Below are 14,081 nucleotides of genomic sequence, written 5' to 3'. Positions count from 1 at the left end.
CTCACCTCTCCTTTCGGTACGTCAGACGGTGCGTCTCACCTCGGTGAGGATGGACTCCTTGACGCGTTCGTGGTTGGGCACCGGCGCGAAGTGCCGCCTGGGCAGCAGCAGCAGCCAGGTGGCGATGTTGAACGGCCCGGTCAGCACCGGAATGCCCAGCGGGGTGAGGACCGTCGCCAGGGCCAGTTGGACGAAGAGCGTCAGCGCGATGCCGAAGAGGGTGTAGATGGTGACCATCGCTCCGGGACGGTGCAGCACCGCGCCCACGGCGATCGCCGTCAGCACCGCGTTGAAGCCGAGCAGGCCCTTGTCCAGGGAGGACGCGTCGGCGCCGAACCAGAGCGCCAGCAGGGTCGCGCCGACGGCGCCGATCACCGCGAACAGCGCCGACCAGCGGGAGTTGACCAGCAACGCGACCAGGATGAGCAGACCGGTGACCCAGCTGTCGATCAGGTAGACCTGGGACACCCCGCGCAGAAAGGTGGGGATCAGGTCCCAGTCGAAGCGGCCCCCGGTCAGTTGCCCCGCACCGGGGAACATGGGCTTCAGCTTGGTGAGCACGGTGAACCTGTCGAACTGGTAGGCGGCCATCAGCAGGACCCAGGTGGTCAGCACGAACGGCATGGTGAACGCGGTCAGCCCCCAGGTCTTGAAGATCGCGTTCAGGGCCAGGGTGACCACCGTCGTGGCGATCGCGCCGAGCACCAGGTAGAGCCACATGAGCGGCCGGTCGTCGAGGAACGTCGGGACGGCGATGCCGGTCAGGAACGGGCTGAAGCCGAACAGTCCCTTACGTAACGAGGGCTCGTCGACCCGCAGGGCGACGGCCGTGGCGGTGCCGACGACCAGGCCGAGGACCGCTCCCCCGAAAATCCGCGGTTGCCCGTTCTCGACGGCCCCCCAGGCGACCGCCACGAGGACGAGCAGGCCGGTGAGCGGGTTGTTCTGCAGGACGACCTGCGCGGGCCCGCGCAGGCAGGCGTCGACGAACCCGAGGAACGGGTTGCGGTCACTCAGCCTGTCCCAGCCCTGGGTCACGCTCGTCACGACACTCTCCTCGGATGCGTCATCGCCAGCTGAACGTCGGCGGGAAGGTGCGGCCGGTCACCTCTTCACGGGCGGCCACGCAGAAGGCGCGGACCGCGGCACGAACCGGCTCGGTCTCCTGCCCCAGGACCTTGAACATGAGGCCGGCGTCGTTCGGCAGCCGACTGACGGCGCTGGCCAGCGGCGTCTGCTCGTCCCAGACCGGCGTCGCGGTCCGTTCGAAGACGCGGGCGGCCCGCTCGGCGCTGGTGAGCAGCACGACGTTGCCGAAGATGTGGAAGCGGTCCAGGACCCCGAGCCGCGCCACCGGGAACCGGCCGGGGGCCGCCACGAACTTCTCCACGAACAACCGCCGGCCGTCCGGACGCTCGGCCCGCAGACAGGAGGAGAAGAGGTCGTACGCGAAGAGTTCGCCGTCGCGGTAGTACTTCCGGCCGGGTTGCAGGATCTCGCCGTAGAGCATGGTGGCGCTCTCCGGGAGCCGCACCTCGGTGTCGGTGACGAACCGGCTGCCCCGGTACGGGATCGTCGGCTCCGGGAGGTATTCGAGATAGGTGTCCTCGGCCAGGGTGAACCGCTGGATCTGCGAGCCGTAGTTCGCGTCCATCTCCTGGATCTTGGTGGCGGCCTGCGTGACCAGGTGCGCCTGGCTGCCCGGCGCCAGGTCGACGTCCAGGTGCAGGCGGTCGCCCTGGAGCACACCGCCGGAGGTGGTGAGGATCATGACGCAGGGCAGCTGCGGCATCTCCTCGTCCCAGTAGAGGGCCCGCTGGACGAGCAGGGGCGACTGCCGGTAGAGGTCGTGCAGGATCGTCCGGTCGCCGCGCCGCTCGAACCCGAGGCGCAGGATGCCGACCTTGCCGTTGGACGCCGCGGGCAACTGGGCCGGTTGGTCCTGGTACGGCTCCAGTTCCCGCGCGCTGTCCAGTGTGATCATGCGACCACTTCGGCGTCGAAGAGCGCGTTGCGGCGGATCAGCGACACCAGTTCGTCGATGCCCTCGCCGGTCTTGCAGTTGGTGAACACGACGGGCTTGCCGTTGCGCATCAGGTCCGCGTCGCGCGCCATGACGTCGAGGTCCGCCTCCACGTAGGGGGCGAGGTCGGTCTTGTTGATCACGAGGATGTCGGACTTGGAGATCCCCGGACCGTTCTTGCGCGGGATCTTGTCGCCGGCCGCCACGTCGATGACGTAGATGAAGAAGTCGACGAGCGCGGGGCTGAACGTCAGGGTGAGGTTGTCCCCGCCGCTCTCGATGAGCACGACGTCGCTGTCCGGGAAGCGGGATTCCATGTCCTCGACCGCGGCCAGGTTCATGCTCGGGTCCTCCCGCACTGCGGTGTGTGGGCAGGCACCGGTCTCCACTCCGAGGATCCGCTCCTCGACCAGGACCCCGGTCAGGGCGCGGCGCACGTGCTTCGCGTCCTCGGTGGTGACGACGTCGTTGGTGATCACCAGTACGCGCAGTCCGTTGTCCACGAAACGGGGCACGACAGCCTCGATGATCGCGGTCTTGCCGCTGCCCACCGGGCCGCCGACGCCGATACGACTTGCCGACTTCATGATGTGACCTGTCCTTCTCGAAAGGCGTTTCAGGTGCGGGAGAATGCGGATGTTCGGCTCTCAGCTCATGAACATCCGCACGTGGACGTGCTGGTGCGCGGCGGCCAGGACGTCGAGGTGCGGCCCGAAGGTCTGCATGTCGTCGAGGTCGGCCGTGCGCACGTCGCGGTAGTCGTCGGTGACCTTCTCGTTGACCGCGAACAGGATCGACTGCGCGTCGAGATGGTCGACCCGCATCAACCGGATGGCGGCGCTGAGCACCGTCGAGGCCGCGCCGTACTGGTGGGCGGCGAACGCGTCCTCCTCGGGCACGCCGAGGTCGGCGAAGACCACCCCGAGCGCGACCGGGTAGGTGACCGGCACGCCGCCGGCCGACTCGCTGAGGCGCTTCTTGAGCAGGGTCTCCCCGACGATCCGGGTCGCGGCTTCGGCCAGCTTGCGTCCCATGCGTACGGACATCGTCCGCATCTCTTCGTTGATCTTGCGGAGGTGGACGGCCTCGTCGGCCCGCCGGATCCGGTCGAGGTCCCCCGCGCCGGCGGCCCGGTGACCGGCGAGCAGCGCGACCCCGTCCCCGGTGGCGGCGAGCCGGGTGACCGTCCGGACGTAGTCCTGCAGGGTCGTCCGGTCGTGGACGACACCGTGCTCGACGGCCATCTCCAGGCCGCTGGAGAAGGAGAAGGCGCCGACCGGGAAGACGGAGTCGCCGAACTGGAGCAGCTTCAGGGTTTCGGCCATGGTGCGCACCGTGCGCCCCCGCTCAGTTGAGGTCGGCGGGGAGATGGGAGTGCGGCGTCGAGTCGGCGCCGCCGAACAGCCGCCGCGACTCGTGCGGCGCGAGGTACGCGATGACCTCGGTGCCGGGCACGAACTCGTGGGTGATCCCGGTGAAGGCGTGGGTGCGCATCACCGAGTCCATCACCTTGCGGTCCACCGTCAGCGGGACGTACATCTTGGTGCCCTTGACCACGGCGGGCCAGTGCTGGTTGCCGATGGCGTGACCCAGCTCGACGGCCGAGCGGATGAGCAGCTCAGCCGACTCGCCGCGCAGCTGGTCGAGGTGGACCACCATCACCTCGCCCAGCTGCACCCGGGCTACCACCGCCGTGGCGGTGAGGTCGTCCCAGGCCAGGACGTCGCCGTCGCGCAAGCGGACCCCACGCGCGAGCGCGACCGACAACTCGGCCCCGGAGCTGGTCATCTTGCGGATGCGGCTCTTCTGGGCGTCCCACTGGTCGAGGACCAGGTCGTCGATGCGCGCTTCCTTCAGGCGGAGCGTCCAGTCCGGCTCGTTCATGTTGCCCAGCACCGTCTCGACGAGCACGGGCCTCTCCTTTCGGTAGGTGTGCCGGGACCAGCCACCCACGAGGCGGCCCCGGCGGGGGGTCAGCTGAAGAAGTAGAGCTGGCTCAGCGGCAGGTTCCGGGCCGGCGGCACCGTCGCGTGCACGCCGTCCATCTTCACGGCGAAGGTCTCCGGATCGACCTCGAGCTTGGGAAGCCGGTCGTTGCGGACCATGTCCCGCTTCGTGAGCCCGCGGGTCCGGTACACGGGCATGACCTGCCGTTGCAGGCCGAGCTGCTCGGCGATGCCGGCCTCGTGCGCGGCCCGGGACACGAAGGTCACGCAGGTCTTGGCCAGCTGGCTGCCGAACGCGGCGAACGACGGCCGGTAGTAGACCGGCTGCGGTGTCGGCAGTGACGCGTTCGGGTCACCCATGATCGACCAGGCGATCATGCCGCCCTTGAGCACGAGCTTCGGCTTGGCCCCGAAGAACGCCGGCTCCCAGAGCACGAGGTCGGCCATCTTGCCCGGCGTGACCGATCCCAGCACGTGCGAGATCCCCTGGGTGATGGCCGGGTTGATGGTCATCTTGGCGACGTACCGCAGCACCCGGAAGTTGTCGTTGGCGCTGGAGTCCTCGGCGAGCTTGCCGCGGGCGGTCTTCATCTGCCCGGCGAGCTGGATGGTGCGCAGCCAGGTCTCGCCGACGCGCCCCATGGCCTGCGAGTCGCTCTGCATCATCGAGATGACGCCCTCGTCGAGCAGGACGTCCTCGGCCGCGATCGTCTCGGTCCGGATCCGGCTCTCCACGAAGGCCACGTCCGAGGGGACCTGCGGGTTGAAGTTGTGACAGACCATGATCATGTCGTACAGCTCGGACTGGCTGTTGATGCCGTACGGCACCGTAGGCGTGGTCGAGCTGGGCAGCACGTTCATCTGGCCGGCGACCTTGATGACGTCCGGCGCGTGGCCGCCACCGGCGCCCTCGGTGTGGAAGGTGTGGATCGTCCGGCCCTCGAACGCGGCGATGCTGTCCTCGAGGTATCCGCTCTCGTTGAGAGTGTCGGTGTGGATGCTGACCTGCACGTCGAACTCGTCGGCGACGTCCAGGCAGGCCCGGATCACCGCCGGCGGGGCGCCCCAGTCCTCATGGATCTTGAAGCTCGGCGCACCGGCCATGATCTGTTCCACCAGCGGCGCGCGGCCGGTGCTGTTGCCCTTCGCCATCAGGCCGATGTTGATCGGGATGCTCTCGAAGGCCCGCATCATCGCGTGGATGTTCCAGGGCCCGGGGGTGATGGTGACGCCGTTGGTGCTGTCGGTCGGGCCGGTGCCGCCGCCCCACAGGGTGGTCACGCCGTTGCTCAGGGCGGCCTGCGCCTGCAGCGGCGTCACCAGGTGCACGTGCGTGTCGATGCCCCCGGCGGTCAGGATGAGGTGCTCGCCGGAGATGGCCTCGGTGCCCGGACCGGTCACCAGCTCGGGGGTGACCCCGTCCATGATGTTCGGGTTACCGGCCTTGCCGATGCCGGCGATCTTGCCGTCCTTGACCCCGACGTCGGCCTTCACCACGCCGAGCGTCGCGTCGAGGATGGTCACGTTGGTGATGACCAGATCCAGGCCACCCTGCGCGTTGGTGTACTGGTTGTTGACCCCCATGCCGTCGCGCAGCGTCTTGCCCCCGCCGTACATCACCTCGTCGCCGAGGACCCGCAGGTCCTTCTCGATCTCGATGTACAGGTCGGTGTCGCCGAGCCTGATCTGGTCACCCGTCGTGGGGCCGTACATGCCGGAATACTCTTGCCGGGAAATCTGGCTCATCGAATCATCTCTCCTGCCCGAGGCGCGCAGCCCTGCGGGTTAATCGATCTACTTCTTCTTGCCCTTGGGGTCGTCCTGCTGCTCCGGGGCGAACTTGAAGCCCCGGGTCTTGGCGTTGTGGATCGCCTCGGTACGGTCCGGCCGGTAACTGGGGGTCGACTCGCTGCCGCTCCACCCCTGCACCAGGCCGTTGAATCCGTAGACGCGCTGCTGCCCGCCGAAGGGGATGAGCTCGACGGTCTTCTTGTCGCCCGGCTCGAAGCGGATGGAGGTCGTCGCCGGGATGTTCAGCCGCCTGCCGAAGGCGGCCTCACGGTCGAAGGCGAGCATCCGGTTGGCCTCGAAGAAGTGGAAGTGGGAGCCGATCTGGATCGGCCGGTCACCGGTGTTGTGGACGACGACCTCGGTGACGGGCCGCCCCGCGTTCAGCTCCAGCGGTTGATCGCTCAGCACGTAGCCCCCGATGGGTCGCACGTGCTTCGAGTTGGGGCCGGGATGTTGCGTGGCCATTTCCTGCTCCACCTTCCTGGAGATCGCCTCTGGGCTGGCTGCGCCTAGCGGATCGGTGAGTGCACGGTGACCAGGCGCGAGCCGTCGGTGAAGACCGCCTCGACCTGGATCATGGGCAGCATGTCCGGTACGCCCGGCATCACGTCGTCGGCGCTGAGGGTGCTGCGGGCGTCGTTCATGACCTCTTCGACGGTCTTGCCCTCCCGGGCCCCCTCCAGGGCCGCGGCGCAGATCACCGCCACGGCCTCGGGGTGGTTCAGCTTGATCCCCCTGGCCTTGCGGGCGTTGGCGACGATGGCCATCGAGAGGATCGTCAGCTTGTCGAATTCCCTTGGTGTCAGATGCACGTCCTGGTCCTTCGCGACGGTCGGTCGGGAGCCGCCAGCCCGCCGAGCGGATTCGCCCCGGGTGGGCACCAACGCTCCACCCGAATGAACTTATTTGTCCACTAAATCCGTTTTGGACGGCTTTACCGGAACCGTACGCCCGATCCCCTGCGTCGCGGGTCAGAAGCCGAGAATCACGCCGTACCGGCCGACCGGTCGTCGCGACGGTGCGGCCGGCGGGCACGCGCGTCGGTCTGCCACATCCGCTGAATCTGTTCGAGGGTCTTGCCCTTGGTCTCCGGCAGGTACCGCCAGACGAACACGAAGCCGAGCACACAGGTGCCGGCGAAGAGCGCGAACACGCCCGACCTTCCCAGGGCGTCGAGCATGCTCAGGAAGAACTGCGTGATCAGGTACTCGGTGCCCCAGTGGGTGGCGGAGGCGATCGCGACGCACCGGCCCCGGATGCGACCCGGGAAGATCTCGTTGATGACCGTCCAGGCGGTGGGCCCGATGGACATCGCGTAGAACGCCACGAACATGACCACGCCGATCAGCAGGAAGATGCCCGCGTCGGTGGGATGGTGCCCGGTCGCTCCGGCGCTCTGCGCCCCCGGGGCCATCCGGGCGAAGCTGAGACTGACCACCACGAGCGAGACCGCCATGCCCAGGAGCCCGACCAGCAGCAGCGGCCGGCGACCGAGCCGATCCAGGAAGGCGACAGCGACAAGCGTGAAGAGTGAGTCGACAGCGCCGATCGCCCAGGTGGTCGCGGCCAGTTGCGCCTGCGGGGTGTGGAACCCGGCGGACGAGAAGATCTCATCGGCGTAGTAGATGATCCCGTTGATCCCGGTCAGTTGCTGGAACAGCGCCATGCCGACACCGAGCACCAGCGGACGCCGCCACTGTGGCGACAGCACCTCCCGCCACCCCGCCTTGCCGGCCGAGAGGCTCTCCTCGATGGCGTGCAGCCGCTGGGGCACCTTCGACTGCGGCACTGTCGCCCGCAGGGATGCCTCCGCCCGGCGCCGGTCCCCCCGTCCGAAGTACCAGACCGCCGAGTCGGGGATGACCGTGGTGACCAGAGCGAGGGCCACGCCCAGCAGGGAGGCCGCCGCCAGCAGGTAACGCCAGGAGGTGCCGGCCTCGAACAGCTCGTCCGCCAGGTAGCCGATGAAGATGGCGAACGTGGTGGAGAACTGGTAGATCGCCAGGAGACTGCCGCGGATCCGTTCCGGCGCGGCCTCCGCCGCGTACATCGGGCCGGCGACCGAGGCCACGCCGATGCCCAGCCCCAGGATCAACCGCGCACCGAACATGACCCCGATGACCGGCGCCACCGCCTGCACGACGGTGCCCACCGCGAACGTGGCGGCGGCGACCCAGAGCGCCCCCCGCCGACCGATCCGGTCCGCGAGGTGACCACCGAGCAACGCACCCACCAACGCCCCGGGCGTCACCCAGCTCGCCGCCACCTCGACGGCGAAGGTGTCCGCGTGGAAGGTCTGGCGAATGTCGCGGAGCGCGCCGCTGATGATGCCCTGGTCGTAGCCGAAGAACGCGCCGGACAGCACCACGATCGACACGACCGCGACGAGGTTGCGCCTCGGCGGCAGCCCCCGGCCGCGCTTCGGGCCAGCACTGGCAGTCACTGTCGCCCCCTCCGACGCGAGCAGATCCCACCCGGGGAGACAGCCCGATATCAGCAGGATAGGTGCGCTAAGGGGCTTGCGTGCACAACGGGGGAAACGACCAGTTTCGCCGGACCGTGGACAGGGACCGGCCCCCACCCCTTACGCGCGGGATGGGGGCCGGGCGCGGTCGACTCAGGTGGCGCTGATCGTGCCGGTCAGCAGGAGAGCGAGGACCAGGGTGCCCAGCGCCACCCGGTACAGCACGAAGACGTACAGGGTGTGGTGGGCGACGTAGCGCAGCAGCCAGGCGATGGCCGCGTAGCCGATACCGAACGCGATGACGGTGGCCACGATCGTCTGGGCCACGGTGGGCACTGACGTGCCCGGAGCGGACGGTTCGAAGACGTCCCCGAGGCTGAACACGCCGGACATCACGACCGCCGGGATGGCCAGCAGGAACGAGTAGCGCGCCGCCGCCTCCCGCGTCAGGTTGAGCAGCAGGCCCGCGGTGAGCGTGCCGCCGGAGCGGGACACGCCCGGGACCAGCGCCATCGCCTGGGCGAAGCCCATCACGATGCCGTCCTTCATCCGGAAGTTCTCCAGGGTGCGGGTCTGCCGCCCCCAGTACTCCGCGAACGCCAACACGAACGCGAACACGATCAGCGTGGTCGCCACGACCCACAGGTTGCGTCCGGCGGTCTTGATCTGGTCCTTGAACACGAAACCGAACAGCCCGATCGGGATCGAGCCGACGATCACGTACCAGCCCATCCGGTAGTCGAGGCTGGAGCGCACCGACCTGTCGCGTAGCCCCACCAGCCAGGTACGCGTGATCCGCCAGATGTCCTTCGCGAAGTAGATCAGCACGGCCGCCTCGGTGCCGAGCTGGGTGACGGCGGTGAACGACGCGCCCGCGTCGCGGTCGAAGAAGATCGCCGAGGTGATCCGCAGATGCCCCGACGAGCTGACCGGCAGGAACTCGGTCAGCCCCTGGACGACGCCCAGGACGATGGCCTCGATCCAGGTCACTCGCCGACTCCGGAAAGGTCGAGCGCCTCGGCGACCGTACGCAGGGTCTGCACGCCACTGTCCCGGTCGGCCACGAACAGGGTCACCGACAGCGTGGTGACGCCGGAGGCGGCGTACTCCCGCATCCGTTCGGCGATGCGCTCCTTCGGGCCGAGCAGCGAGGTGCGGTCGATGAACTCCATCGGCACCGCGGCGGCCGCGTCGCGCTGCCGCTTGGCCAGGTACAGGTCCTGCACCTCGCGCGCGGCGTCGCCGTAGCCCATCCGGGTGGCGAGCTGGTTGTAGAAGTTCTGCGTGCGGCTGCCCATCCCGCCGACGTAGAGCGCGGCGTACCAGCGCACCAGCTCGGCGCAGGAGGCCACGTCGTCGCCGACGACGACCGGCACGGAGGGCACCACGTCGAAGCCGGCCAGCTCCTTGCCGACCTTGGCCCGCCCGGCGGTCACGGCGGCGAGGTGCTCGTCGGCGAACTCCGGGGCGTAGAACACGGCGAGCCAGCCGTCGGCGATCTCGCCGGCCAACTCCAGGTTCTTCGGCCCGACCGCGGCGAGGTAGATCGGGATGTGTTCGCGGGGTGGGTGGAAGCTCAGCCGCAGCGCCTTGCCGGGACCGTCGGGCAGCGGCAGGGTGTAGTGCTCGCCGTCGTACGCCACCTCCTTGCGGGCGACGGCCAGCTTGACGATGTCGACGAACTCGCGGGTCCGGCCCAGCGGCTTGGCGAACCGCACCCCGTGCCAGCCCTCGGAGACCTGCGGGCCGGACACGCCGAGGCCCAGCCGGAACCGGCCGCCGGAGAGCGCGTCGATGGTGGCGGCGGTCATCGCGGTCGCGGCCGGCGTACGGGCGGGAATCTGCATCACCGCCGAGCCCACGTCGATCCGCTGCGTCTGGCCGGCGATCCAGGCGAGCGTGCTCGGCGAGTCGGAGCCGTAGGCTTCCGCCGCCCACACCACCGAGTAGCCGAGGCGATCCGCCTCCTGGGCCAGCGCCAGGTGGTCGGCGGGTGTGCTCCACGCTGTCTGGTATCCAAGGTTGAGCCCGAGTCGCACTGGTCCTCCCCCATCCGTGGCACAGGTCGCACCAGGTTACGCAATGCCGAAAACGGACCCTGTCACCGGCTCACCGCCAATGATCCCCCGCCCGTCACGGTGTCCGCCGGAGGCGGAACCGGCAGAACCGGCAGAGATGACGGGAGCGAGGATATCCGTGGCGGCGGGTTCGAAATAAGGTTCACCCATGCAACAGCGACCGCTCGGCCGAAGCGGGCTGGCGGTTTCGCGGCTCGCGCTCGGCACCATGACCTGGGGCCGGGACACCGACGCCGACGATGCGGCCGCCCAGCTGAAGAGTTACCTGGACGCGGGCGGCAACCTGATCGACACCGCAGACGTGTACGGCGACGGCGACGCCGAGTCGGTGATCGGGTCGCTGCTGGGCACCCTCGTTCCGCGCGACGAGCTGTTGATCGCCACCAAGGCGGGGCTGCGGCCGGGCAGCGGTAGGCGTCGTGACGGCTCCCGGGGCCACCTGCTGCGCACCCTGGAGGCGTCGCTGCGCCGGCTCGGCACGGACCACGTCGACCTGTTCCAGGTGCACGGGTACGACCCGGACACCCCCCTGGAGGAGACCCTGGCCGCCCTGGACCACGCGGTGGCCAGCGGGAAGGTCCGCTACGTGGGGGTGTCGAACTTCTCCGGCTGGCAGACCGCGCGGGCCGCCGCCTGGCAGACGGCCTGGCCGGGCCGGGCGCCGGTGGTCGCCGCCCAGGTCGAGTACTCGCTGCTGGAGCGGGGCGTGGAGCGGGAGGTGCTGCCGGCGTGCGACGCGCTGGGCCTCGGCGTGCTGCCCTGGTCGCCGCTGGGTCGGGGCGTGCTCACCGGCAAGTACCGGCACGGCCGGCCGGCGGACTCGCGGGCCGCCTCGCCGCACTTCGAGCGGTTCGTCTCCACGTACCTGGAGCCGCGCTGCTCGAGCATCGTGGAGGCGGTGGCGACCGCGGCCGGCGGCCTGGGGGTGTCGCCGCTGGAGGTGGCGCTGGCGTGGATCCGGGACCGACCCGGGGTGACCGCGCCGATCCTCGGCGCCCGCACGGTGGGGCAGTTGCTCGGCGCGTTGCAGGTCGAGCGGATCACGCTGCCCGAGGAGATCACCACCGCGCTTGACGACGTCTCGTCGGTGCCCATCGGCTACCCCGAGCGCGACGGCTGACGCACGTGCGCGCGCACCGGGTCGGGCGCTGACCGGGGGCGCCCGCGGACCGCGACGAGGACCACGCGCGGGCACCCGGGACGGCACGAATCAGGCAGGGCAGCGGCGTTGGTCACCCCCGAGGGGGTGGCGGACGGCCGCTGGGCTGGGCAGCATGGACGGCATGGACTACGAGTACGCGCCGCTGCGGCTGCCGCCGAACGTCGACCGGTTGACCGCAGCGGCGCAGTTGGCGATCCAGGCCGAGTTCTCCGGATGGGAGTTGGCTCGGGTGCGGCTGTTCCGTGACGGCACGCGGCAGGTCGTGCTGCGTCGTCGGCGGGTCAACCAACCGCAGCCGGGCCTGTCGTACTGATGCCGGGCCGGGACGGGCGGCGACACGCCCGGGGCCCGAACCGCGAACGGTTCGGGCCCCGGGCCTCACCTGGCCTCGTGCCTGGTCCCCGGTCGCGCGAGGCGCAGGCGCACCGGCGACGGGCGGGACGCCGGCCCTAGTGCTGGTGCCCGGCGTGGTCGTGGTCGTCGTCGAGCTCCAGGAACGGGTGCTCGTCGAGTCGGCCGACGAGCCGGTCGTCACTCGCCGGCTGGAACGGGCCGACGGCGTCGTCATCGTCGAACGACTCCAGGTCCACGGGTGTGCCCACCTCGCTGACCATGACCACCCCGTCCAGGGGTTCCAACTCGGGGACGTCCAGCGCGCCGAGCGAGCCGTCGCCGCTCTGCAGCAGCTCCAGCACCGCCTCGCCGACGCCCTCCACCGGCGCCGGCTCGTCGTCCTCCGGGGTGCCCTCGCGTCGGGCCGCCTCGGCCGCCCGCAGCAGCGCGGCGATGCTCGGCACCCGGTAGTCGCGACGTTGACGAACCGAGATCACCCGCGGGTGGGGGTCGCTGGCCTCGGCGCCCTCACCGCCGAAGCGCTCGTCGGCCTCGTCCGGGTCGATCGAGTCGACGTCCCACGGGGTCACCTCGCCGAAGGCGTCGAGGAGTTGCTCGTCGTAGGCGAAGGACGCGTTGTTCAACGCCACGTACGCCTGCCAGACGTCGTCGTCGTCGACGCGGCCCTGCGCGGCGCGTACGGCGGCCAGGTGGTGGCGGGCCGCTTCGATCACCCGCTCGAGAGCGGCGTCCAGCTCACCGTGCTGGTCGGTCATGTGGGGCAGTCCCTTCACGATGGGGAGATAACGCGCCGGGTGCAGCTACCGGACACGGTTAGCAGGAGCGGAGGAACCGGTCGAGAACCCGCACGCCGAACTGTAGTCCGTCGACCGGAACGCGCTCGTCGATGCCGTGGAACAGCGCCGAGAAGTTCAGGTCGGCGGGCAGCCGCAGCGGCGCGAACCCGAAGCAGCGGATGCCGAGCTGGGAGAACGCCTTCGCGTCGGTGCCGCCGGAGAGCATGTACGGAACCGGGCGCGCGCCCGGGTCCTCGGCGCGCAGGGCCGCCGACATGGCCTCGACCAGGTCGCCGTCGAAGGTGGTCTCCAGCGCCGGCTGCCGCTGGACGTACTCGATGGCGATGTCCGGGCCGACCAGCTCGCGCAGCTGCCGCTCCAGCAGCTCGGACTGGCCGGGCAGGCTGCGGCAGTCGATGGTGGCGGTGGCGCGGCCGGGGATGACGTTGTCCTTGTAACCGGCGCTGAGGCGGGTGGGGTTGGCGGTGTTGCGGATGGTCGCCCCGATGATGTTGGCGATCGGGCCGAGCTTGGCGATCGCCGTCTCCGGGTCGTTCGGGTCCAGCTCGATGCCGAGCAGGTCCGAGACCTCCTCCAGGAACGCCCGTACGGTGTCGGTGACCACCACCGGGAAGCGGTGCCGGCCGATGCGGGCCACGGCCTCGGCGAGCGCGGTGACCGCGTTGTCGTCGTGCACCATCGACCCGTGCCCGGGGCGGCCCTTGGCGTGCAGCCGCAGCCAGTCGATGCCCTTCTCGGCGGTCTCGATGAGATACAACCGCTGGCTGTCGTTGACCGAGTAGGAGAAGCCGCCGACCTCACCGATCGCCTCGGTGCAGCCGTCGAAGAGGCCGCGGTGGTTCTCCACCAGGAAGCGCGCGCCGTAGTCGCTGCCCGCCTCCTCGTCGGCGGTGTACGCCAGCACGATGTCGCGCGGGGGCCGTACGCCGGTACGCTGCCAGTGCCGCACCACGGCGAGCACCATCGCGTCGAAGTCCTTCATGTCGATGGCGCCGCGACCCCACAGGTAGCCGTCGCGCTCCTCGCCGGAGAACGGGTGCACGGACCACTCGTCGGCGTCGGCGGGCACCACGTCCAGGTGGCCGTGCACCAGCAGCGCACCCCGGCTCGGGTCGGCGCCGGGGATGCGGGCCACCACGTTGGCCCGGCCGGGCGCGGACTCGTGCAGGACCGATTCGACGCCCACCTCGGCGAGTTTCTCCGCCACGTACTCGGCGGCGCGGCGCTCGCCGACGCTCGTGGCGTTGTCACCCGTGTTGGTGGTGTCGATGCGCAGCAGGTCGCGGCAGAGGTCCACGACCTCCGCGCTGGGGTCCGGTCGGGCGGAGGCGGCGTCGCTCGTCATCGCCCCTTCATACCAGTCCGCGGTGACCGGCGGGCCGGCGCACCGGCGTGCCGGGGCCGGGCATTCACCTCGGCGGATCCGCGTGCCGGTTTCGCGGCGTCCGCGTTCGGGTACCGCCGCC

14 protein-coding genes and 1 pseudogene are annotated in these 14,081 nt (G+C 70.0%); 2 read left to right on the top strand and 13 right to left on the bottom strand.

Annotated elements, in window-relative coordinates; translation table 11 throughout:
• Positions 1 to 21: 21 nt before the first annotated feature.
• The 11 genes and pseudogenes from yut to AB0B97_RS03120 all read right to left on the bottom strand — a co-directional run bounded on the left by yut (position 22) and on the right by AB0B97_RS03120 (position 10,263).
• Entirely contained in the window at positions 22 to 1,047 is a 1,026-nt protein-coding gene (gene yut, locus AB0B97_RS03170) for an urea transporter (RefSeq protein WP_357490201.1), read from the bottom strand.
• A 19-nt stretch (positions 1,048 to 1,066) separates the two neighbouring features.
• On the bottom strand, positions 1,067 to 1,984 hold the full coding sequence (locus AB0B97_RS03165) for an urease accessory protein UreD (RefSeq protein WP_357490200.1): 918 nt from the start codon (positions 1,982 to 1,984) through the stop codon (positions 1,067 to 1,069).
• Positions 1,981 to 2,610, bottom strand: a complete 630-nt coding sequence (ureG, locus tag AB0B97_RS03160; RefSeq protein WP_234582007.1) for an urease accessory protein UreG — start codon at positions 2,608 to 2,610, stop codon at positions 1,981 to 1,983. The genes AB0B97_RS03165 and ureG overlap by 4 nt, the downstream gene beginning before the upstream one ends.
• A 60-nt stretch (positions 2,611 to 2,670) precedes the next feature.
• Positions 2,671 to 3,348 carry an urease accessory protein UreF gene (locus tag AB0B97_RS03155; RefSeq protein WP_357490198.1) on the bottom strand — a complete coding sequence of 226 codons (678 nt, stop codon included), beginning with the start codon at positions 3,346 to 3,348 and terminating at the stop codon, positions 2,671 to 2,673.
• Positions 3,349 to 3,370: 22 nt separating this feature from the next.
• Positions 3,371 to 3,934, bottom strand: coding sequence for an urease accessory protein UreE (ureE, locus tag AB0B97_RS03150; protein WP_234582009.1), 564 nt, complete (start codon positions 3,932 to 3,934; stop codon positions 3,371 to 3,373).
• Positions 3,935 to 3,996: 62 nt separating this feature from the next.
• Positions 3,997 to 5,715 carry an urease subunit alpha gene (locus tag AB0B97_RS03145; protein WP_357490196.1) on the bottom strand — a complete coding sequence of 573 codons (1,719 nt, stop codon included), beginning with the start codon at positions 5,713 to 5,715 and terminating at the stop codon, positions 3,997 to 3,999.
• 174 nt (positions 5,716 to 5,889) lie between these two features.
• Positions 5,890 to 6,225: pseudogene (locus AB0B97_RS03140) on the bottom strand (urease subunit beta); the annotation flags it as partial.
• A 44-nt stretch (positions 6,226 to 6,269) separates the two neighbouring features.
• Positions 6,270 to 6,572, bottom strand: a complete 303-nt coding sequence (locus AB0B97_RS03135) for an urease subunit gamma (protein ID WP_179778963.1) — start codon at positions 6,570 to 6,572, stop codon at positions 6,270 to 6,272.
• Between the two features lie 173 nt (positions 6,573 to 6,745).
• Entirely contained in the window at positions 6,746 to 8,203 is a 1,458-nt protein-coding gene (locus tag AB0B97_RS03130) for a sugar porter family MFS transporter (RefSeq protein WP_357490195.1), read from the bottom strand.
• A 174-nt stretch (positions 8,204 to 8,377) separates the two neighbouring features.
• A complete protein-coding gene (locus AB0B97_RS03125) occupies positions 8,378 to 9,214 on the bottom strand; it encodes an undecaprenyl-diphosphate phosphatase (RefSeq protein ID WP_357490193.1) in 837 nt (278 codons plus the stop codon).
• The gene (locus AB0B97_RS03120) at positions 9,211 to 10,263 is read right to left on the bottom strand and encodes an LLM class F420-dependent oxidoreductase (RefSeq protein WP_357490192.1); all 1,053 of its coding nucleotides are present in this window, start codon (positions 10,261 to 10,263) and stop codon (positions 9,211 to 9,213) included. The genes AB0B97_RS03125 and AB0B97_RS03120 overlap by 4 nt, the downstream gene beginning before the upstream one ends.
• 187 nt (positions 10,264 to 10,450) lie before the next feature.
• Here AB0B97_RS03120 and AB0B97_RS03115 point away from each other — a divergent pair, with 187 nt between their 5' ends.
• Positions 10,451 to 11,422, top strand: coding sequence for an aldo/keto reductase (locus tag AB0B97_RS03115; protein ID WP_357490191.1), 972 nt, complete (start codon positions 10,451 to 10,453; stop codon positions 11,420 to 11,422).
• A 163-nt stretch (positions 11,423 to 11,585) separates the two neighbouring features.
• Positions 11,586 to 11,777 (top strand): DUF5703 family protein, encoded by a 192-nt coding sequence (locus AB0B97_RS03110; protein ID WP_053655860.1) that lies wholly within the window; start codon positions 11,586 to 11,588, stop codon positions 11,775 to 11,777.
• A gap of 136 nt (positions 11,778 to 11,913) precedes the next feature.
• Here the strand turns inward: AB0B97_RS03110 and AB0B97_RS03105 are convergent, their stop codons facing one another.
• Together AB0B97_RS03105 and AB0B97_RS03100 are read right to left on the bottom strand one after the other, a co-directional pair.
• Positions 11,914 to 12,573, bottom strand: coding sequence for a hypothetical protein (locus AB0B97_RS03105; protein ID WP_234582016.1), 660 nt, complete (start codon positions 12,571 to 12,573; stop codon positions 11,914 to 11,916).
• A 58-nt stretch (positions 12,574 to 12,631) separates the two neighbouring features.
• Positions 12,632 to 13,960: a M20/M25/M40 family metallo-hydrolase gene (locus AB0B97_RS03100; RefSeq protein ID WP_234582017.1), complete on the bottom strand. Its 1,329-nt coding sequence runs from the start codon at positions 13,958 to 13,960 to the stop codon at positions 12,632 to 12,634.
• Positions 13,961 to 14,081 lie beyond the last annotated feature (121 nt).

Origin of the sequence: Micromonospora sp. NPDC049004, from assembly GCF_040649315.1 — a bacterium.
Taxonomy (GTDB): Bacteria; Actinomycetota; Actinomycetes; order Mycobacteriales; family Micromonosporaceae; genus Micromonospora.
Note: the sequence above shows the minus strand (reverse complement) of the source record. Positions and strands in the feature narration are given on the sequence as shown.